The following is a 19,203-nucleotide window of genomic DNA, read 5'->3' on the forward strand; positions in this document are numbered from 1 at the left end:
AAGCGGAACAAGTCCGCTTCTTTTTTGAGAATAAACGCTAATTAATCGCGTCGCTTTTAACCCTGTTTGTTATCAGGATTTAAAAGTTCATCGAAGCTTACTGATTTATCAGTTACTTTAGCTTTTTCCAGCACCAAGTCAACTACTGTATCTTCTAATACTAGAGACTCAACTTCACGTAAGCGGCCTGGGTCACCATAGTACCAATCAACAACTTCTTTCGGGTCTTCATAAACACCGGCTAAATCTTCAACTTGAGCACGTACTTTATCTTCGTCTGCTTTCAAGCCTTCGGCTTTAATGATTTCAGATACAATCAAACCAAGTTTAACGCGACGGGTTGCCTGCTCTTCAAACAATGATGCTGGCAAGTCTGGAGTTTGACCTTCTGGTGCCCGCATCTGCTGAGCCATTTCCTGACGCATACGCTCAATTTCTTGATCAAGCATTGCCTTAGGAACCTCAACGTCATGCTTATCAACCAACTGCGTCATCACTTGGCCTTTAACGCGAGACTTAATGGCGTTACGAAGCTCGCGCTCCATGTTTTGCTTAACATCAGCTTTTAAACTGCTGATATCTTCAGCACCAAGTTGCTCTGCTAACTCAGTTACTGTAGGAAGTTCTTTTTTATTTACCGCATGTACATGCGTTTCAAACTTAGCTTCTTTACCTTTCAAATCATCAACATGATAATCTTCTGGGAAAGTTACTGTAACTTCGACATCATCACCAGCAGAAGCACCCACTAGTTGCTCTTCAAAGCCTGGAATCATGTTGCCAGCACCAAGCTCCAATGGGAATTCTTTAGCTTCGCCACCTTTAAATGCTTCACCATCGATGAAACCTTTAAAGTCGATAACCACTTGATCGCCATCTTTAGCTTTACGCTTAACTTCAACCCAGCTAGCTCTTTGGCCACGCAAGGTATCCATCATTTTGGTCAAATCTTCATCGGAAACTTCAGATGTCGCTTTTTCGATTTCAATAGCGTTTAGATCAGCTAGTTTAACTTCTGGATAAACTTCAAAAATTGCTGAAAACTTAAGGTTCGCGCCATCATTATTTTCAATCAACTCTAATTGAGGATAGCCAGCAGGCATCAATTTTTCTTGCTGTACCGCTTCAAAGTAGTGGCGTTGCATAACATCACCCAGCACTTCTTGACGTACTGATGAGCCATAACGTTTCTTAACTACGCTGAATGGGACTTTGCCTGGGCGAAAGCCGTTCATTTTAACGTTACGAGCCAAGTCCTGTAGACGCTTTTGAACTGCGCCATCAATATTCTCGGCTGGAACATCAATAATTAGCTTTCTTTCTAAACCGTTGGTGGTTTCAACTGAAACTTGCATTCGCTGATCTCCAATAGGCTATCGTTAGCAATAGCTATTCTTTACATAAAATGAATATGATAAGGCTTTTGGATGAAGACTTGAAGGGAATACCATTTAATCTCTGGTCTGACTACTACTCTGCTATAAAGCAATTATGTTAAGCACCGAGATTAAAATGGTGCGAAAGGAGAGACTCGAACTCTCACGCCTCGCGGCACTGGAACCTAAATCCAGCGTGTCTACCAATTCCACCACTTTCGCATTTTTGAATGCGGGCCCTAAGCCCTCATCGAACCATATTGTTATTCTAACTGCTTGATTCTTAGAATCATAATACATCACAGATAGAATCTGGGGTGGACGATGGGACTTGAACCCACGACAACCGGAATCACAATCCGGGGCTCTACCAACTGAGCTACGCCCACCATCAACCTTTAAATCCTTCCCTCTTACCGCCCATCTGTGAAAATGGCGCGTCCGGCAGGATTCGAACCTGCGACCCACGGCTTAGAAGGCCGTTGCTCTATCCAACTGAGCTACGGACGCATGTGAATCCAGACGTTCGAGGCAAGAAAAAATTGGTCGGAGATGAGGGATTTGAACCCCCGACATCCTGCACCCAAAGCAGGCGCGCTACCAGACTGCGCTAATCTCCGAAGCTACGCAAGGGCTTGCCCCTGCGAGACGCGCATATTACTGATTTCCCCCATTACCGTCAACACTTTTTCTTGTGTTTTTTTTCAAACTAGAGGCTTCTTATAAAAGCATTGAGCCTATAGCTAAATATTGCGACAATAGCGCCTTTCAAACGCTCATTTGAATTTAATACACCTTATGTCTGCTCAAATTCTTGATGGCAAAGCCATTTCCGAAAAAGTTAAGTTACAACTGGCCGAAAAAGTCAAAGCACGCCTTGATAAAGGGCTACGCGCACCGGGCTTGGCGGTAATCCTAGTGGGTGTTGACCCCGCATCACAAATCTACGTTAACAAAAAGGTAGAAGCTTGTGAAAAGGTCGGCTTTATTTCTCGCAAAATTGTCCTCGAAGCAACAACCACTCAGGAAGAACTATTAAAGCATATTGACCAATTAAATGCTGATCCAGCCATTGATGGTATTTTGGTGCAACTGCCACTTCCTGAACACCTTGACTCTAATGTCATCTTAGAACGCATTAAGGCTGATAAAGATGTGGACGGTTTCCACCCTTACAATATGGGCCGTTTAGCACAAAAGATGCCAACCATGCGCCCTTGCACGCCTTATGGTGTCATGGTCATGCTTAAAGAAACGGGCATCGATTTAGTCGGCAAAGATGCTGTTGTAGTCGGTGTATCCAATATTGTCGGTCGTCCGATGGGTTTAGAGCTATTAATGGAACGCTGTACCGTTACTTTCTGCCACAGTAAAACCAAAGACTTACCGAAAAAAGTCTCTGAAGCAGATATTGTGGTGGTTGGTGTTGGCATTCCGGAAATGGTTAAAGGTGACTGGATCAAACAAGGCGCCATCGTCATTGATGTAGGCATCAACCGTTTAGAAAGCGGTAAACTAGTCGGTGATGTGGAATTTGATGTGGCTAAAGAAAAGGCTTCATGGATTACCCCGGTTCCAGGCGGCGTTGGCCCAATGACCGTTGCCATGTTGATGACTAATACTTTATACGCTTGTGAGAACTTACACGATTAACAACACAACGCTGTATTAGTTAGTCTGAAAGCCATGCCTTTGCGCATGGCTTTTATTATCTATGATGGAAAATCCTATGATGAAAAGCTCTAGGATGGAAAGTGGTAGAAATACAAACCATACACTACTAGCCAGACTCCACCCCACACAGCAATTAAATGCCGTCGCTGTAGCTGCTTCAACAAATTGGAGGATATCCAACGGGCTATATAGGCAATCGCTAGAAACCGCACTAACCTTGCCGGAATACTTATTAATAAAAACTCTATGATTGAGATATGTGCAGCAGACGCCTGTACTGCAAACGTCTTGTAGGGCAATCCTTGCAGTGGCCCTGTAAAAATTGCGAGCACACCTGAAGATTTCATCTGCTCACTCACTTTGGCCATTAATTCATTGTTAATCGCAGGAACCGATTCAACTAAGTGATACGCAGTAGCAAAATTATACTGTCCCCAGCAGTACATCAAACCACCACCTATTAAAGCACCTAATAAAGTGATACAACACAAACGAGTCAGATTATGTTTTTTATCCAGCGCGTAATAACTAAGCAATACATCTGGCAGGATAAAAAAGAGGGTCGCCTCAGCAAATCCCCAGGTCCCACTTAGCCAGCTTTTTTTCATAGTCTTCTACCCCGATGCCTTTCAGTTAGACAAAACAATCATCAATCCCACTTTGGCAACTTGACTGACGACTGCATCTCATCGAATCGAGTTTTGATTTGCTCAAAGAAATTGTCTTGATGAGCTTGATAGTGCAGTGGCTCTGAAAAAACCACATCACAGAAGAAAGGCACCAGTAAGGTATCACCTTTCGGCAGACTCTTACCCAGCCCATGCATATAGATCGGATACACTGGAACCTCTGGGCACTTTTCTGCAAGCTTCACCACTCCATACTTAAGTTCGGACATACTCTCAGGCTCTCCACGCGAACCTTCAGGAAAGAAAATCAGTATCTTGCCCTGCTTTAAGGATTCAGCACACTGTTCAACAGGACTTTTGGTTTGTCGTTCAGACTGACGCTCAATCGGTAAGATGCCAATAATATTCAGGGCAAACCAGGCGAGAAATTTATTCTTCAAGAAATAATCGGCAGCAGCTACTGGTTGTACTTTGTGCAACACTTTTAATGGCAACAGTGATATCAACACCATGGTATCCAGGTGACTGTTATGGTTAGCGATAATCAGGGCTGGCCCATCCGCTGGAAGAATGGGCTTATTCTGATAACGAAGACCTATCACTAATTTCACTATCGGTTTGATAATGATAGCGAAAAACAACCAACGTAATGCTTTATTGATAATTTTCATGTTTTTGCTCCTTATCCAACCTAGTAATAACAGTAACGAATGACATGGAAAAATAGTGGTGCGGTAAAGGTCAGGCTGTCCAGGCGATCTAGAATACCGCCGTGTCCTGGAATGAGCTGACCGCAATCCTTGATACCAATATCACGCTTGATGGCTGACAAAGACACATCACCAATAAAGCCCGCAATGCCAATACCCAGGCCAACCAACAGACCATGCCACCACAACATTGGGGTTAATATTTCTGCTAAAGCCATGGCCAATAAGCCGGTGGTCAGGACACCACCAATCAAACCTTCGCGAGTTTTGTTCGGGCTGATGGCCGGAGCGATTTTGTTCTTACCGTATAACTTTCCCCAAACGTACTGGCTAACATCATTCAGTTGAGTCAGTAGCACCAGATACAACAGTAATGCTGCGCCAGAGCCTGAGACCATCAGGTTTTTGACTTCTGCTTCGTTCGGCAACACCACCAGATAAGCCAGGTGACTTAAAGTAAATACTGTCAGCATCAATCCCCAATGGATATTACCGACCGCTCGCAGATAGTTTTTGGTTTCGCCGGCCAGCACCATACGGAACGGAATAAATAGAAAAGCATAGACCGGAATGAAAATAATGAACATGCCGTACCAACCGATAGAAATAAAGTAGTACTGCAACGGTATGGTCAGGTAAGCCCAAAACAGTACTCGACGATCGACCAGTCGTGTTGGTGTCATGGAAAAATATTCTTTGAGCGCGATAAAGCTCAACATGGCGAACATTAGAATCGTCACCATCGGTCCCATGTAAAGTGACAGTGCAAATACACCCATCATGATCCACCAGGAATTGATGCGCTGCGTAAGTTCCGTGTAATTAGTTTGTGGTTTTGCGCGGCTAAGTAAAAATGACACTAGTGTCGCCACCAATAACAGTAAGAACAAACTACCAAAAACTTGAGTGACTGGTTGTAAGCTACTTATATCGAAAAACATATCCATATCCTCTGGTTAAATTTGCTAACGCTTACAGCGCAGCACGAATTCGGTTAATCACAGTCCACACTGACAAAATGATGGCAACAGTCAGAGCAGCATTTAAATAAACAGTTGGCAAAGCAAACAATGGCACCAGCAGGCCAATCAGCCCCAATACCAATGCCCGATCACTTTTCCCCATTGGGCCCTGATACTGACGTTCAGCCTCGACCAAGACACCCAGAACACCTGCGAACTCGGTTAGTAACGCAACAAAGGCGAAAGTCGCTAGTAACCACAAGTTAATGTCAGGAATAATGAGTAAAGGAAGAATTAAGAAGAGATCGGAAATCACGTCACCGATTTCATTAAGGTAAGCGCCCAGCTTAGACTGCTGGTTATGCTCTCTGGCTAACATGCCATCGATTGCGTTAAGTGCCATACGGGTTAATAAAACAATTGGCAGAGCCAGTAAGGCCAGTAAGCTGTTACTGATAACAATGGCTGTACCTGTAACAACACTCAGCAGCATTGCAAAGACCGTAACTTCATTAGCGGTAGCGCCTTTGTTGGCTAAACCGTTAACCAGCGGTCTGAGAAGTTGCTGAAATTTTGGTTTAAGTTGATAAACGCTAATCATTGTATTTCCTTGTGAATCGTTGTTTTGATGAGGCTAAGTTGTCACAGGAGCTACCTTTAATCTACTTTTAATGCTAAAGTCGTGCAAAAGTGGCTTTTTGGTATACAAATAATAGACTATGAGCAATCAAACGCTGGAGATTCTAGAGGCTCTGAAACAAGAGCTTAGAAAAGAAGGGATTACCTATAAGGCCCTGAGCGAGGCTTTAGACATGAGTGAAGCCAATATCAAGCGCATGTTTTCACAGCACAAAATTAGCCTCGACCGCCTGGAAAAAATTTGTGATCTACTGCATCTGGATATTCTGCAGTTAGCTCAATCCGCTCATCAACAACGCAAGCAAATCTCACAACTGACCCTAGAACAGGAAAACCAGCTGATTAGCGATCAACGACTTTTACTGGTCGCACAATTATGTCTGTCGGATTGGAAATTCGATGAGATGTTAGAGCGCTATAGCTTTACTGAGCCTCAGCTGATCAAATATCTGGTGCAACTGGATAAGATTGCTTTTATAGAATTGTTACCTGGCAATAGAATACGCAAACGCGTCAGTCCGCACTTTAAATGGCACCCCAAAGGGCCGGTTCAGAATTTCTTTGCGGAGCATATCCAGAATGAATTCTTTCGCTCCAGCTTTACTGAAAAGAATGAAAAGGTGTTGTTTATTTCGGGCATGTTAAGCGACAAATCCAATCACAAGATTCAGGAACTGATCGATGAACTGGGCACTGCCTATCGCCAGCAATTGCGTGAAGACAAGAATGTTGCGCTGGCAGAGAAAAAAGGAACCAGCCTGGTGGTTGGTTTAAGGAACTGGGAATTGTCAGTGTTTAATGAATTAAGAAGAAAGCCGCTTTAGCGACTTTCTTCTTTTATGTTAGCTTTAGATTACTTCCGACGCCAACTGGTACCGCCCGCTGCGTCTTCAAGCTCAATGTTCATAGCATGCAGCTTATCGCGGATCTCATCTGCCAGATCCCAGTTTTTATCGGCACGCGCCTGCAGACGTTGTTGAATCAAACTATCAATGTCCTCATCGGACACGTCGCTGTCGCCCGCACCGGACTTGAGGAAGCTCTCAGGATCCTGTTGCAATAGACTCAAAACGCCTGCCAGCTCTTTTATCTTAACCGCAATGGTTGCTGCTGTAGCCATATCGGTGGCTTTCAGGCGGTTAACCTCTTTTGCCAAATCAAACAATACGGGCATGGCTTCAGGCACATTGAAGTCGTCATCCATGGCTTCCGTGAAGCGCAACTGGGCCTGTTCTAGAATACCCAGCTTGTCATCAGTTGCCCGATTAAAATCCACACCTCTAAGTGAAGTGTACAAACGCTCGAGGCTGGCATCAGCTGATTCCAGATTAGCTTGCGTGTAACTGAGCTGACTACGGTAATGTCCGCTCATCAGGAAGTAACGTACGGACTCAGGGCGGTACTGTTTTAATACGTCGCGAATGGTGAAGAAATTGCCTAGGGACTTGGACATCTTTTCTTTATCCACCTGCACCATTCCAGTATGAATCCAGACTCGGGCGAAGGTGCAATCGTTAGCACATTCCGATTGAGCAATTTCATTTTCATGGTGTGGAAACTGTAAGTCAGAACCACCACCATGAATATCAAAAGTATCACCCAGGCATTTTTTACTCATGGCTGAACATTCAATATGCCAGCCGGGACGACCTTTACCCCATGGGGAATCCCAAGAAGGTTCACCCGGCTTAGAAGATTTCCATAGGGCAAAATCCATCGGGTCTTTTTTGATGTCATTTACATCGACACGCTCACCAGCATTAAGCTGAGTCAGATCCTGCTTACTGAGTTTGCCGTAGTCTTTAAAGGCTGGCACGTGAAAATACACATCGCCATTATCAGTTGCATAAGCTGCACCCTTCTCGATCAGGGTTTGCGTCATTTGGATAATTTCATCCATGGTCTGGGTTGCGCGCGGCTCGATATCTGGGCGCTGCAGACCAATCGCGTCAAAATCTTGATACATTTCCTGAATGAAGCGCTCAGTAAGTTCGCTAAAGTCTTCACCATTCTCATTAGCACGATTGATGATCTTGTCATCGATATCGGTGATATTACGCACATAGGTGACGTCATAACCGCTAAACTTTAGAAAACGGTTAATCACATCAAATGCCGCATAGGTTCGAGCATGACCAATATGGCACAGATCATAAGTTGTCACACCGCACACATACATGGAAACCTTGCCTTCTTCCATGGGCTTGAAAGGTTCTTTCTGACGGGTCAAATTATTGTAGATCTGTAACATAAGTATCTTTTCTCGGTTTTGAATTTAGCTTTTAGCGATAAAAAACATTATCATATGCGCAAACTTAGAAGCCCGATATTGTAACCATCATCAGGCCTACAGGCTAGCTCAATGCGAAATATGGGCCCGGTGATAGTTTAAAAACAGGCAAAAATTAGGATTAAATCATGAGCAATGCACATCCAAAAGTCACTTTAACCACCAATCATGGTGATATCGTTATCGAGCTTAATGCTCGCAAAGCCCCTAAAACCGTGCAAAACTTCATCAATTACGCGGAAAAAGGTCAGTATGACGGCACTATATTCCATCGAGTTATTTCTAACTTTATGGTTCAAGGTGGTGGCTTTTCTACCGATATGGAGCAGCTTCCTACCGATAGTCCGATTGAGAACGAAGCCAACAATGGGCTGACCAATGCCCGCGGCACGGTCGCCATGGCTCGAACCATGGATCCCCATTCAGCCACCTGCCAATTCTTCATCAATGTAAAAGATAACGACTTCCTGAACTTCTCTCAGGAATCCATGCAAGGCTGGGGCTACTGTGTGTTTGGTAAAGTGGTCGAAGGCATGGACGTGGTAGACGCCATCAAAGAAGTTGAAACGGGCAGCTATAGCGTCCACCAGGATGTTCCTGTAGAGCCAGTCATCATTGAAAAAGCAGTTATTGACCAGGAATAAGATCCCAAGTTAGTCAAATAAGCTGTATTGGCACCAAGCTGATACAGCTTTTTCATTCAACCTAATTCAACATCCAATAAAAGATAATTCTATGATTCATATCATTTCCGATTTACACCTTTGCGAAGAACGCCCTGATCTGACCGCCCTTTTCACTCAATACATGAATGATATAGCTCCCAAGTCGGATGCTCTGTATGTGCTGGGGGATTTATTTGAAAGCTGGATTGGTGACGATGATGATTCGGAATTTGTTAAAAGTATCATAGCCAAGTTTAAAGCCTATTCGGACTCAGGCAAGCCACTGTATTTTCAGCACGGCAATCGCGATTTTTTATTGGGCGATGAATTTGCCAAAGCCACTGGCGGTGTCATAGTCAGAGAAGTTCATCCAGTAACGATTGGGGACAAAGAAGCCATCCTGATGCATGGCGATAGCCTATGCTGGGACGATAAAGAATATATGCAGTTTCGCCAGATGGTTCGCTCACAAGAGTGGCAACAGCAATTATTATCACAACCTTTAGCCGTGCGCCGAGGAATTGCAGCCGACTTGCGCCAGAAAAGCCGTGAAGCTCAGGCCAACAAAGCCAGCGCCATCACAGATGTGCATCCTGATGCAGTTAAAGAAGTTCTGCAAAAGCATAATGCAGATATCCTGATTCATGGCCACACTCACCGCCCTGATTTTCACGACATTGAAGTCGATGGCAACCATTGCCAACGCATCGTACTGAGCGACTGGGGCGATAAAGGTCACTACCTCACCATTGCAGGTGACGAGATCGACAGTCATTATTTTGAGTAAAGCCTTTTAACAAAAAGGATTCTTTAAGAAAGCTTCTTCTGCTGGAGTGCTTTTTATACCCAACGCCTGATTTCGGCCAGGGAATCTTCCAAAGCGTATAATCTGGTCGCGATGACACAAAGCAAATTTAAGTGTGTTGGGATCACCTAGTTTAATAAACAGCTCAATACTTTTTTCCTGAAGCTTAAGATCTTCGGCATGCATAAAAGGCATGTAGAAGAATTTCCGCTCAACCGTCAATAAGCCTTGACCAAAATCATTCTTTAAAGCAGCTTCGGCATACTGCTGAGCCTGCAAGTCAGTGGCAAAAGCCTGCCCCTGATTACGGTAAATATTGCGCGAAAATTGATCAAGAATAATAATTAAAGCTAAAGCTCCTTTTTGGGTTTGCATCAGGTCATCCAGTTTGCCCTCTGCGGCAAGCTGATGAGCTTCACCAAATTGATCGCGAACCTCTTGGTCGAATTCTGGATCGGATTGAAACCAGATGGCGCGGTCAGCGCCTAACTCAGCAGAGTCAGGCGCGCCGAACCAGAAGTCCAACACATGGCGTGTTAAATCATCTAAGTTCATAGTGATACAATTTCCTTTACTACTTTCTTTTTAAGGATGGTTTAGTAGCATTTTCTGCTTCAATCGCTTTAAGCGCTGCCTGCCACATTGGAATGGCTTTAAATGAAGTAACCATATCATAATCCAGGCCAATGCTGTCTTGGTCAGAATCCATGGCTTCAGTACCTGAACGGCTTTGGAACCACTTCATCCATCCTGTTGAGCCCGGGTCGTTGAGTACCAATGCTTGCTTGGTACTTGAACCAGGGGCATTAGTCACTTGAGGCGGATAGGTGGTAGACGGCAACAAGAATGACTTTTGTGGATACTGAGCACTACTATGGCAGCCTAAGCAACCAGCTGATGCTAAACCTTTTGGATAGTAATGGCTACCAGCCCAGGCAGGCGTCACTACAGCTCCGTCGTTCGGACCAGACAGGCGTCCATCCCAGCCCAACGTTGCCGTTGCATAGACGGGGGCCTGAGGATTAACCGAATTCTGCTTGAGATTGGTATTTACCGTAACTGGTGGCGTTAGTGCGGTGCTTGCGGTATTGATGATATCCGGATCACCACCCCAGGTAGCGCCCAGTGGAATCATTTTATCCCACACGTCTTTACCCGGTGCATTTTTGTCATAGATCAAAGTGGAGAATACCCAGCCCGTTTCCGGAGCTGCCACGCTGTCTTTGACAATGATGTCAAACTGCATCAAGTAGACATTGGTCAATGTCGGATCCGCTGTCGACCCATCAGATCCATTGTTTGGACATTTCGACACGCTTGGACTATTGCCTGAACCGTTACTTTCATTCAGAGTCGAATAAATCGGCCATGACAAGGTGCCATCCATCGGTGCCCAGTCAGCCCCACAAGGAGTAACAAAAGCAAACTTCACGATGACACTGCCTTCGGCATATTGTGCTGCAGGATTAGTCAGGTTTGGATTATAAGCCTGATCTTCAGTAGTGCCCCAGATATTACCCAGAGTCACCGCTGCGGTTTCATCGTATAGGGTTAACACGTAAGTAGTTAAATCGAGAGTTTGTTCAGGCATGGTACCGGCAGGGAAACCTGAGCCGACGTAAAACCCATGAATAGGCTCACGCTCGGTTCCCAACCAGATGGATTGCCACCAAGGTTCACTTTGTGGCTCCCACTTATCATAGCTGTAGAGAAGTTTTCGCATGTCATCAGAAACATACGTTTTCAAAGCTTCAACATAGGCCATTGAGTTCTGAGTCGTAATCAGGCCGTTATTAGTTACCTTCTTCCAGGGAAAGCTTTGTCCTGAAGGAACTTGAGATGGATAGTCATGACGCAGTTGAAACAGCGGTCCTGAATAGACATCTTGTGGAGGATTGGGTAATGCTGAGTTAAGAAAAGGGTGAATCGGTGAATTGGCGTAATTTAAGTTCTGAGCGGTAGAAGTCAGAAATGGTACTTTGCCGTGCAATTCATCATCGTGTTGAGGCTGTTGTGGCTCGGAGGCGTGCGCGGATGATACTAATGATCCAGCAACTATGATCCCTCCTAACCATGAACTTAACTTTGGAAAGTTGTTCATTGTTAGATCTCCTTGGTGCTATATGGTTAAGTTTTAAATTACCACCAAGGAGGCCTTTGAAATTATGGTTTGAATAAGTTATCCATCCTTGGCTAACTTTAATCCTATATCAATCGATAACCAATTGATACTAAAAGATTATTTGGTCTTACCAGCACATTATATCAGGTCAAATTTGCATTAATTGTATAGCCTTATAATAGCCAGCTTATATCACTATCCGCTTTAATGGTTTTGATGCCTTCGCCATCACGGAAAATCAGACCATCTTTCTGGCCACGCAAGAATAACTTATCACCCTGACGTTCTAGTGCCGTACCTTCTTTAATTCCCACCACATACCGGTGCGGGTTAGCGCGAGTGTATTCATAGATACGTTCCGCACGAGTTTCGCCATTATGATTAGGTGGCTGATAATCGGTGTAATGTGGATTGATCTGGAAAGGAACTAAAGACAAGGCATTGAAACTGCGCGGCTGTACGATAGGCATGTCATTGGTAGTACAGATAGTCAGCCCCGCCATATTGGAGCCTGCGCTCCAGCCCATATAAGGCGTTCCTGCATTTACTTTTGTTCTAATCGCATCCACCAATTCATTGTCATAAAGCTGTTTTAATAGGTAGAAAGTGTTACCGCCACCGATGGCAATTGATTGAGCATCTTCGATAGCTTTAACCGGATCATCAAACTGATGAATCGAAACCACTTTACGGTTTATGCTTTTTAACGCTTCAGCTACTTTGGCTTCATAAGCATCGTAACCCATGGCAAAACCCGCATAAGGTATAAAAAGTATTTCTTTCACTGACGAGGGTAAAAACGAACTCATCATGGGTAATGCATGTTCAAGATACTCGGTCTGCCCTTCTCTTGAAGCGCTGAGTAATAATAATTTCTGTTGTGATGTGTGTGACATAAAGGGTCTCTCCATCAAGTCATTAAGATAAGTTTACGCAGGTACGCCGGAATGAAAACGAAACTGTTTGTCGGGACTTTCTATAAGTTCTTGTTCTTTTTCAAGAAAGAACTGAACACGCTCATCAATAGGATCTTTGGCATAACTTTGCGCCAACTCAAGATAGTCTGCAAAATGGCGTGATTCGGATTTCAATAAAAAACGATAGTATTTTGAGAGCTCAGGTTCGCTATCTTTAAAATAAGGAGCCAAGGCGTGAAAGCGCTCACAGGAGCGTGCCTCGATAATGGCTCCAATAATCAGACCATCTATTAAACGTTGAGGCTCATCTTTACTGGCATGCTTGTGCAGGCCAGCTGCATAACGCGAAGGCTTAATAGCACGATAACGAATATTGCGCTGTTCCATAAACTCCAGCACCTGCTCAAAGTGCAGCACTTCTTCGCGAGTCAGTTGCGACAGTTTTTTTAGCAGGTCAATGCGATCAGGATAACGAAACATCAACTTAACCGCTGTGGCAGCAGCCTTTTTTTCGCAATGAGCATGGTCAATCAACAAGGTTTCTATTTCCTGAGTTGCCCGCTCCAACCACAAGGAGGGAGTTTTACAAAGAAGAAAATCGTGGATTGGCGTAATGTCAGCCATGATCATGTTCGTCGGTAGCCAAATGTGGCCGCATTATACCCACTTACCCTGTGCTTGTCAGTCAGCAGCCCTTGTACCAACTCAATGATAAGCTTTAGCAGCTTTAATAAAACTCTGCTGACTTCTCACTGATGATTTTTCTTTCTGATAACGTATCGAAATATAGCGCTTAATCACAGGCACAGCTTTTGCATAATGCTCAGGATGCTCTTTCTTAATACGAATCAATAAATCTTTCGGGCCTTCGTTTAATTTAACCTCGACACCTTTTTTGGCCAGAGTCTGCTGGAAATACCGGTAGGCGCGCTCCACCTTGTCTCGACTTTTGGCTTGGCTCAAAATCCACAAGCCGAAACCAGCACCTGCCAGCAGAATAGTGGCTAAGAGAGCATAACCTAGATAACGCCACTGATTTTTCTTGACCCCTAAATCAGACAGCCAACTAAATTGCATATCCTTGTCGTAACCCATCAGGCTCTCGTTCCAGAAACTTTGCATGGCATCCCATCGCAGACTAATTTGTTGCCAGACATTTCTGGCAATTTCACTATCAGTAGTGGTCAAACTATCAAAATCAGCAAACCAATCATCACGCGAACTGGTTTGATTTAGCAGAGAGTCATCAACGCGAGATGGATGGATTGCTGCGGTCGGATCAACTCTGCGCCAGCCTTCTCCTTCCAACCAAACTTCAGTCCAGGCATGCGCATCTTTTTGTCGAATAATATAGTAGTCGCCATAAGGGTTATATTCCCCTCCTTGATAGCCAGTGACAACCCGGGAAGGGATTCCAGCAGCTCGCATAATAAACACAAATGCACTGGCATAATGCTCACAATATCCCTCTCGGCTATTAAGCCAGAAACCATCAACAACGTTCTGCTCAATTACCTCAGGCAACAAGGTGTAATGATAGTTCTGTTGCCGGATGTAGCTTAAGACATATCGAATGAACTCTTCTGGATCTCCAACTTTCTCATATTCACTAATAGCCCATTCTTTGGTTTGATCGTTGCCGTTGCCTGGTAATTGAGTATTAAGCTGTCTTTGCCATTGCGACATATCAACCTTACTATAATCTAATTGATAAGACTGAGCTTGATATAACAACCTCTGAGTGACCCTTTGTGCTCTTCGCCAGGTATAGTTATTAAACAAATAGACCCTTTCCTTTGGTGGTTCAATGAGGTCCTCCAAGCCAAAAATCCAGCGCCGATTATGTGGCTCTAACTGCACTCTATAAGAGTAGGTAGGTTCGCCTGTAGGATAGCTTTCACCACGAATTGGCGACTCAACACCAATCTTCCATGCAATACCATCAAACTCGGATAAAACTAAACCGCGCCAATACATTTGATTAATGGGTGGAGCTTTCCCATCAAAATCCACACGGAATGAAATATCGTCAAAACCGTATAAAGTACTAATAGCTCCAGGACTCATCTCGTCATCAATACCCATGCCCGCTTCAAGGTTTGAAGGCATAGCCCACAGTGGTCCTGACAGCCTTGGGAAAAGAAAAAACAATATCAGCATGATGGGTAATGCTTGCAGTAGGGCAACACCGGAGACTTTCCCAAGATGGCGAATCCCTGCCACACCTTTAACACTATTTAAAGCAATCAGCCCCATCAAAATGGCCATCATAGAAATGAGCAAATAGGCACCCATTAAAATGGACTCGTCATATAAAAATGCAGTAACTAAGATGAAAAATGAGATGAACAGAATGAGCGCGCCATCACGATAGTTTTTAGCTTCAAGTAACTTAAAGGTATACATCAAACAGATCAAACCCACACCAGCCTCGCGCCCGCTGATTGTTCGGAAGTAGAGAAAAACGCCACCAAGTGCACACAACGCAAGCATCAAAATTAGCCAGGACGGCAATTTAAGAGATTTTTTATAAATAACATAACGGGTCAACAGCAAGGCAATAGTCGAAGCAGAAATCCAAGCCGGCAAATGAAACCATAGTGGCATAAGAACCACGGCTTGCACCATAATTAATAATGGAACGATTCCATGGCGAGTCAGTGGTAATGATTGTGTATTCATAATTGGTAGCTCACTGATTACTCCATCAACGCCAAAGCACTTAAACATTGATGCAGGTGCTCTGCACCCTGCCCTTTTCCAATGAGGATATGCGGTAACTCAAGTCCATACAATGTTCCTGCTTGCTCAGCTTTGATAACCGCATCAGTTAAATAGGAAATCGCCAGTTCTTTATCATATTGGTTAACGCTTTCCCAGGTCAGCAAATGTTGTTCACCAACTTGCTCTTCAAACTCTTTAGTCAATAAACCACGTTCTCGTGCAAAAGCTTTCCACATCACCTGTTTAATGGGATCACCTGACTGATAATCTCTTAAGCTATGGAAGTCTTCCGAGCCTTTTTGTGCGAAAGCACCCTGTTCCTGCCCTTGAGACTGTGGTGCTAAGACTTGAGGACACTCTATTGGCTTTGGATAAATCAATGCCACATGAGAAGGTTTAAACCAGGACCAGACCTGAAAAATCCCAAAGGGGAAAATACTGGTGCAAACCAATCGTTCTGGCTTTAGAAGCCCTCTCTTTGCCGCATGAATTGAAACCATGAAAACTTCTTTATGATGAGGCTGAATATCAAAATAACGAACCTTTTTTTTACTTTGACCGACACCTACTGATGAACGATAAGTCTCCGATGAGTTGCTGAACTCGAATGGAAACAGACACTCCTGCCCCACATAAACAGATTGAGGTTTCAGTGCCCTAACTCTTAGTCCTCGAATATTACGATAGGTGTAAAAAATCGACAGCATACCAATAGCTAATAGAATAAACCCAGCCATGAACCCCATATTATTTTGATAGTTTGTTGAAGCTACTAATATCAAGATTAAGATCACTAACATTAACCAGCCATAGCGGGTAGGTAAGATATATATATTCCTTTGCCGTAAGTGCACAACATTCTGTTCAGGACTACGACTATCAACCCAGGAAAAGAATTTCTGACGAACGGCACTGACTAGTTTCATTTATTTTTCTTTATGCTGAAATTGGAGTGTCATGAACAATTTGCTCAACCAAAACTTCTATTTTCTCACTAGAGGTCTTTACCGACTGCAGTCGGTGAGCCACGGTTGGCACAAAAACTTTCTGAATGTCTTCGGGTAATACATATTCTCGCTCATCTAGAAATGCCCAGGCTTTTGCTGCACCGATTAACGCTAAACCTCCCCGAGGAGATAGGCCATGAGCAAAGTCAGGACTTTGACGTGTGGCATTGATTAAATCCATCACATAACTCAACAGGTGATCACTGATGGTTATAGTTTGAACGAAACTTTGAATTTCACTCAATTCAGAAAGCTCCAATAAAGTTTCGATTTTGTTCATTTGTACGCGTCCAGATTCACCGCGCAGTAACACTTTTTCAAAACCAGCTTCAGGGTATCCTAATTGAACTCTAAATAAGAAACGATCAAGTTGCGACTCTGGCAAAGAGTAAGTCCCAATTTGATAAGAAGGGTTTTGTGTAGCAATCACAAAAAAGGGTTGTGGTAGAGGATAGGTTTTGCCTTCTATGGTAACCTGCTGCTCTTCCATTGCTTCAAGCAAAGCACTTTGCGCTTTGGGAGTTGCTCGATTAATTTCATCGGCCAGTACTAACTGCGAGAAGATTGGACCAGGATGAAATTCAAAGCTTCCTTTTTCGCGATCATAGATATTAGCCCCAACGATATCACCAGGCAGAATATCACTTGTGAATTGAACCCGTTGAAACTCTAAGCCGAACACTTTGGCAACGGCCTGTCCCAAAGTAGTCTTACCCATGCCTGGTAAGTCTTCTATCAACAGATGCCCTTTGGCCAATAAACAAGCAACTGCCAGCTTAACTTGATGAGGCTTACCCAAAACCACCTTATTTAACTGGTCAAGGACAGGGTTCAATTTTTTACGCATAGATTTTCCTGATGTTAGTTCTGTGAACCTATTAATATTTAACAAACAAGGGTTCAGTTATCGTTCAGATACTTTCGAGGATAATTGACCTCGCATTATTTAACAAGAATACATGAGGAGATAATAATGTCATTAACAAAATTGTTCGTTGCCACTACGATCGCACTTTCATCAGGTCTAGCAATGGCGAACAACGTCAGCTATGACTACGTTCAAGGTGGTCTTATTGATTATGACCAAGTTGACGGTGTTAATTTCAAGTTTTCAAAAAGCTTTACTGACAACTTCTACGGTAAAGTGGACTACAGCGACTTAGAAAATGGTGGCTTTGATATCAGCATCTTGCGTCTCAATGCAGGATTTAACATGGAACTTACCAACAGTACTGACTTTGTTGCCGAGTTAGGCTATGAAGACTTTGATGCAGACTTTGGTATTGATGATAACGGCTATAATATTATGGCTGGTGTTAGAAGTATGTTCACCAATGACTTGGAAGTCGGTGCCTACGTTTCGCATTCAGACGTATTAGAATCTACAGACATCACTTTTGAAGGTCGTTATCACTTTGACCGCAACATGTCTGTTGCTCTTGAGATTGGTAACGATGACGAGCTAGATGAGCATATTGGTGTCAACTTCCGTTATAGCTTCTAAGTTCTGCTCAATACTGTCTAAAAAGCCACTTGATTTAAGTGGCTTTTTATTTTCTCTTCCGGATTTGGTTATAGTATGATGGCCGGTGAAATTTTATAGATATATGGAATGATAACGATGAAAAAAGCTTTATTCTTCGCACTAATGGCTTCTTTAGGCTTGTCAGCACAAGCAAACGAAAAACTGAGCTATGATTACTGGCAATTTGGGTATATACACAGCGCTGGTGAAAAGACCAGCGACAAAACTGGTTTGAAAATTGATCTTGTGGGTAGCTTTAACGACTCAACTTATCTGCGCTACCTTATTCAGGAGCAATCTGCCGATGTGTGGAATACGGTATCTGGTGAAATAACGGCCAAAGAATATTCACTCGCCCTTGGTTGGCACTCCCCATTGGGACGCAGTACCGATTTTTTTACAGAAATAGGCTATTTAAAGCAAGACGGTGAAGGCATCCTTCCTGGTGATATCTATGGCAATGACGAAGATGGTTATTTGGCTAATATAGGTATCCGCAGCCGTTTCTCCGCTAACTGGGAGTATAAACTAACAGCAGGATACCGTGATGTAGACTTTTCCCCCTATCTGGATGAAATCAATCACGAAGATGATAACGATACAGTATACGGCTTTGAGACTCACTACTACTTCTCAAAGCTATGGTCAGTGGGCATTGCGGTTTCTGAAGAGGCGACAGGCCTAACTTCCGGGCTATTCCTACGCTTCACACCATAGTGGTATTTGAGCCAAGTCTTTCAAACCAATGATGGCGCTTGGCTCATTCTTTAAACCCTGATATTCCAACCAATGATTAGCCTGTAAAGATTTCTGACGTTTTTTGCAAACTGTTTCACACTAGCCCCCGATGCAGTGAGAATCAGAACACAGATCATTTCTACAATATCTCTAGAATACAAACCATACTGATGTAATCAACATAGACGTAGGAAGTAATGATGAAATATATACTTGTTATTGTAGCTGCTTTAGCAGGTATCAAGTTTTTGGCAGACACTCCGTACTTTGCACAGCTTTTTGCTGAAAATAAAGAGTTGTTTGTTGCATTGGTCCTAACTTTAGCTGCTAAACCATTGTTAAAGAGAATCTTTGAGTAATAACTCCTCCCTGTAGTTTTTCAAGGCGACCTCGGTCGCCTTTTATTTTTATAGTACCTAG

At 43.6% G+C, this 19,203-nt stretch carries 20 protein-coding genes and 4 tRNA genes; 7 read left to right on the top strand and 17 right to left on the bottom strand.

Going from position 1 to position 19,203, the window contains the following annotated elements; translation table 11 throughout:
* Positions 1 to 56: 56 nt before the first annotated feature.
* The 5 genes from tig to KKOR_RS09855 all read right to left on the bottom strand — a co-directional run bounded on the left by tig (position 57) and on the right by KKOR_RS09855 (position 1,996).
* Positions 57 to 1,355, bottom strand: coding sequence for a trigger factor (gene tig / locus KKOR_RS09835; protein WP_015780973.1), 1,299 nt, complete (start codon positions 1,353 to 1,355; stop codon positions 57 to 59).
* A gap of 158 nt (positions 1,356 to 1,513) precedes the next feature.
* Positions 1,514 to 1,598, bottom strand: a tRNA-Leu gene (locus KKOR_RS09840).
* Between the two features lie 91 nt (positions 1,599 to 1,689).
* A tRNA-His gene (locus KKOR_RS09845) sits at positions 1,690 to 1,765 on the bottom strand.
* Between the two features lie 44 nt (positions 1,766 to 1,809).
* A tRNA-Arg gene (locus KKOR_RS09850) sits at positions 1,810 to 1,886 on the bottom strand.
* A gap of 33 nt (positions 1,887 to 1,919) precedes the next feature.
* Positions 1,920 to 1,996 (bottom strand) — tRNA-Pro (locus KKOR_RS09855).
* A gap of 178 nt (positions 1,997 to 2,174) precedes the next feature.
* Between KKOR_RS09855 and folD the strand changes: the two genes are divergently transcribed.
* The gene (gene folD / locus KKOR_RS09860; RefSeq protein ID WP_015780974.1) at positions 2,175 to 3,029 is read left to right on the top strand and encodes a bifunctional methylenetetrahydrofolate dehydrogenase/methenyltetrahydrofolate cyclohydrolase FolD; all 855 of its coding nucleotides are present in this window, start codon (positions 2,175 to 2,177) and stop codon (positions 3,027 to 3,029) included.
* A gap of 89 nt (positions 3,030 to 3,118) precedes the next feature.
* Here folD and KKOR_RS09865 read toward each other — a convergent pair whose 3' ends face one another.
* The 4 genes from KKOR_RS09865 to KKOR_RS09880 are packed head-to-tail and all read right to left on the bottom strand — an operon-like array spanning position 3,119 to position 5,952.
* Complete coding sequence (locus KKOR_RS09865) at positions 3,119 to 3,658, bottom strand: hypothetical protein (RefSeq protein ID WP_015780975.1); 540 nt, start codon at positions 3,656 to 3,658, stop codon at positions 3,119 to 3,121.
* A 41-nt stretch (positions 3,659 to 3,699) separates the two neighbouring features.
* Positions 3,700 to 4,350 carry a lysophospholipid acyltransferase family protein gene (locus KKOR_RS09870; protein WP_015780976.1) on the bottom strand — a complete coding sequence of 217 codons (651 nt, stop codon included), beginning with the start codon at positions 4,348 to 4,350 and terminating at the stop codon, positions 3,700 to 3,702.
* Positions 4,351 to 4,370: 20 nt separating this feature from the next.
* Positions 4,371 to 5,330 (bottom strand): phosphatidate cytidylyltransferase, encoded by a 960-nt coding sequence (locus tag KKOR_RS09875; protein ID WP_015780977.1) that lies wholly within the window; start codon positions 5,328 to 5,330, stop codon positions 4,371 to 4,373.
* A gap of 31 nt (positions 5,331 to 5,361) precedes the next feature.
* Positions 5,362 to 5,952 carry a CDP-alcohol phosphatidyltransferase family protein gene (locus tag KKOR_RS09880; protein ID WP_015780978.1) on the bottom strand — a complete coding sequence of 197 codons (591 nt, stop codon included), beginning with the start codon at positions 5,950 to 5,952 and terminating at the stop codon, positions 5,362 to 5,364.
* A gap of 118 nt (positions 5,953 to 6,070) precedes the next feature.
* Between KKOR_RS09880 and KKOR_RS09885 the strand changes: the two genes are divergently transcribed.
* Positions 6,071 to 6,814: a helix-turn-helix domain-containing protein gene (locus KKOR_RS09885; RefSeq protein ID WP_015780979.1), complete on the top strand. Its 744-nt coding sequence runs from the start codon at positions 6,071 to 6,073 to the stop codon at positions 6,812 to 6,814.
* A 29-nt stretch (positions 6,815 to 6,843) separates the two neighbouring features.
* On the opposite strand, the gene cysS is transcribed toward KKOR_RS09885, so the two are convergent.
* Entirely contained in the window at positions 6,844 to 8,241 is a 1,398-nt protein-coding gene (gene cysS / locus KKOR_RS09890) for a cysteine--tRNA ligase (protein WP_015780980.1), read from the bottom strand.
* A 167-nt stretch (positions 8,242 to 8,408) separates the two neighbouring features.
* Between cysS and KKOR_RS09895 the strand changes: the two genes are divergently transcribed.
* Together KKOR_RS09895 and KKOR_RS09900 are read left to right on the top strand one after the other, a co-directional pair.
* A complete protein-coding gene (locus tag KKOR_RS09895) occupies positions 8,409 to 8,924 on the top strand; it encodes a peptidylprolyl isomerase (RefSeq protein ID WP_015780981.1) in 516 nt (171 codons plus the stop codon).
* Between the two features lie 91 nt (positions 8,925 to 9,015).
* The gene (locus KKOR_RS09900) at positions 9,016 to 9,732 is read left to right on the top strand and encodes a UDP-2,3-diacylglucosamine diphosphatase (RefSeq protein WP_015780982.1); all 717 of its coding nucleotides are present in this window, start codon (positions 9,016 to 9,018) and stop codon (positions 9,730 to 9,732) included.
* Positions 9,733 to 9,738: 6 nt separating this feature from the next.
* Here KKOR_RS09900 and KKOR_RS09905 read toward each other — a convergent pair whose 3' ends face one another.
* The 7 genes from KKOR_RS09905 to KKOR_RS09935 all read right to left on the bottom strand — a co-directional run bounded on the left by KKOR_RS09905 (position 9,739) and on the right by KKOR_RS09935 (position 17,367).
* Positions 9,739 to 10,305: a DUF924 family protein gene (locus tag KKOR_RS09905; RefSeq protein WP_015780983.1), complete on the bottom strand. Its 567-nt coding sequence runs from the start codon at positions 10,303 to 10,305 to the stop codon at positions 9,739 to 9,741.
* A 19-nt stretch (positions 10,306 to 10,324) separates the two neighbouring features.
* On the bottom strand, positions 10,325 to 11,851 hold the full coding sequence (locus KKOR_RS09910; RefSeq protein WP_015780984.1) for a hypothetical protein: 1,527 nt from the start codon (positions 11,849 to 11,851) through the stop codon (positions 10,325 to 10,327).
* Positions 11,852 to 12,045: 194 nt separating this feature from the next.
* Entirely contained in the window at positions 12,046 to 12,768 is a 723-nt protein-coding gene (pepE, locus tag KKOR_RS09915) for a dipeptidase PepE (RefSeq protein ID WP_015780985.1), read from the bottom strand.
* Between the two features lie 33 nt (positions 12,769 to 12,801).
* A complete protein-coding gene (miaE, locus tag KKOR_RS09920; RefSeq protein WP_041296218.1) occupies positions 12,802 to 13,413 on the bottom strand; it encodes a tRNA-(ms[2]io[6]A)-hydroxylase in 612 nt (203 codons plus the stop codon).
* 81 nt (positions 13,414 to 13,494) lie between these two features.
* Entirely contained in the window at positions 13,495 to 15,471 is a 1,977-nt protein-coding gene (locus KKOR_RS09925) for a transglutaminase family protein (protein ID WP_041296219.1), read from the bottom strand.
* Positions 15,472 to 15,488: 17 nt separating this feature from the next.
* Positions 15,489 to 16,439, bottom strand: coding sequence for a DUF58 domain-containing protein (locus KKOR_RS09930; protein WP_015780988.1), 951 nt, complete (start codon positions 16,437 to 16,439; stop codon positions 15,489 to 15,491).
* 10 nt (positions 16,440 to 16,449) lie between these two features.
* Complete coding sequence (locus tag KKOR_RS09935; protein ID WP_015780989.1) at positions 16,450 to 17,367, bottom strand: AAA family ATPase; 918 nt, start codon at positions 17,365 to 17,367, stop codon at positions 16,450 to 16,452.
* 126 nt (positions 17,368 to 17,493) lie between these two features.
* Here KKOR_RS09935 and KKOR_RS09940 point away from each other — a divergent pair, with 126 nt between their 5' ends.
* The 3 genes from KKOR_RS09940 (at position 17,494) to KKOR_RS13595 (ending at position 19,142) form a co-directional block, all read left to right on the top strand.
* Complete coding sequence (locus tag KKOR_RS09940) at positions 17,494 to 18,024, top strand: hypothetical protein (protein WP_015780990.1); 531 nt, start codon at positions 17,494 to 17,496, stop codon at positions 18,022 to 18,024.
* Between the two features lie 117 nt (positions 18,025 to 18,141).
* The gene (locus KKOR_RS09945; RefSeq protein WP_015780991.1) at positions 18,142 to 18,762 is read left to right on the top strand and encodes an outer membrane beta-barrel protein; all 621 of its coding nucleotides are present in this window, start codon (positions 18,142 to 18,144) and stop codon (positions 18,760 to 18,762) included.
* A gap of 221 nt (positions 18,763 to 18,983) precedes the next feature.
* Positions 18,984 to 19,142: a hypothetical protein gene (locus KKOR_RS13595; RefSeq protein WP_015780992.1), complete on the top strand. Its 159-nt coding sequence runs from the start codon at positions 18,984 to 18,986 to the stop codon at positions 19,140 to 19,142.
* Positions 19,143 to 19,203: the final 61 nt, after the last annotated feature.

Origin of the sequence: Kangiella koreensis DSM 16069 (genome assembly GCF_000024085.1) — a bacterium.
In the GTDB taxonomy this organism is placed as follows: Bacteria; Pseudomonadota; Gammaproteobacteria; order Enterobacterales; family Kangiellaceae; genus Kangiella; species Kangiella koreensis.

Excerpts from the sequence above, each read along its gene's own strand:
- pepE (WP_015780985.1), bottom strand. The coding sequence starts at position 12,768 with ATGTCACACACATCACAACAGAAATTATTATTACTCAGCGCTTCAAGA.
- miaE (WP_041296218.1), bottom strand. The coding sequence starts at position 13,413 with ATGGCTGACATTACGCCAATCCACGATTTTCTTCTTTGTAAAACTCCC.
- KKOR_RS09875 (WP_015780977.1), bottom strand. The coding sequence starts at position 5,330 with ATGTTTTTCGATATAAGTAGCTTACAACCAGTCACTCAAGTTTTTGGT.
- cysS (WP_015780980.1), bottom strand. The coding sequence starts at position 8,241 with ATGTTACAGATCTACAATAATTTGACCCGTCAGAAAGAACCTTTCAAG.
- KKOR_RS13595 (WP_015780992.1), top strand. The coding sequence starts at position 18,984 with ATGAAATATATACTTGTTATTGTAGCTGCTTTAGCAGGTATCAAGTTT.
- KKOR_RS09870 (WP_015780976.1), bottom strand. The coding sequence starts at position 4,350 with ATGAAAATTATCAATAAAGCATTACGTTGGTTGTTTTTCGCTATCATT.
- KKOR_RS09940 (WP_015780990.1), top strand. The coding sequence starts at position 17,494 with ATGTCATTAACAAAATTGTTCGTTGCCACTACGATCGCACTTTCATCA.
- KKOR_RS09935 (WP_015780989.1), bottom strand. The coding sequence starts at position 17,367 with ATGCGTAAAAAATTGAACCCTGTCCTTGACCAGTTAAATAAGGTGGTT.
- tig (WP_015780973.1), bottom strand. The coding sequence starts at position 1,355 with ATGCAAGTTTCAGTTGAAACCACCAACGGTTTAGAAAGAAAGCTAATT.
- KKOR_RS09885 (WP_015780979.1), top strand. The coding sequence starts at position 6,071 with ATGAGCAATCAAACGCTGGAGATTCTAGAGGCTCTGAAACAAGAGCTT.
- KKOR_RS09880 (WP_015780978.1), bottom strand. The coding sequence starts at position 5,952 with ATGATTAGCGTTTATCAACTTAAACCAAAATTTCAGCAACTTCTCAGA.
- KKOR_RS09930 (WP_015780988.1), bottom strand. The coding sequence starts at position 16,439 with ATGAAACTAGTCAGTGCCGTTCGTCAGAAATTCTTTTCCTGGGTTGAT.
- KKOR_RS09925 (WP_041296219.1), bottom strand. The coding sequence starts at position 15,471 with ATGAATACACAATCATTACCACTGACTCGCCATGGAATCGTTCCATTA.
- KKOR_RS09895 (WP_015780981.1), top strand. The coding sequence starts at position 8,409 with ATGAGCAATGCACATCCAAAAGTCACTTTAACCACCAATCATGGTGAT.
- KKOR_RS09905 (WP_015780983.1), bottom strand. The coding sequence starts at position 10,305 with ATGAACTTAGATGATTTAACACGCCATGTGTTGGACTTCTGGTTCGGC.
- folD (WP_015780974.1), top strand. The coding sequence starts at position 2,175 with ATGTCTGCTCAAATTCTTGATGGCAAAGCCATTTCCGAAAAAGTTAAG.
- KKOR_RS09945 (WP_015780991.1), top strand. The coding sequence starts at position 18,142 with ATGAAAAAAGCTTTATTCTTCGCACTAATGGCTTCTTTAGGCTTGTCA.
- KKOR_RS09865 (WP_015780975.1), bottom strand. The coding sequence starts at position 3,658 with ATGAAAAAAAGCTGGCTAAGTGGGACCTGGGGATTTGCTGAGGCGACC.
- KKOR_RS09900 (WP_015780982.1), top strand. The coding sequence starts at position 9,016 with ATGATTCATATCATTTCCGATTTACACCTTTGCGAAGAACGCCCTGAT.
- KKOR_RS09910 (WP_015780984.1), bottom strand. The coding sequence starts at position 11,851 with ATGAACAACTTTCCAAAGTTAAGTTCATGGTTAGGAGGGATCATAGTT.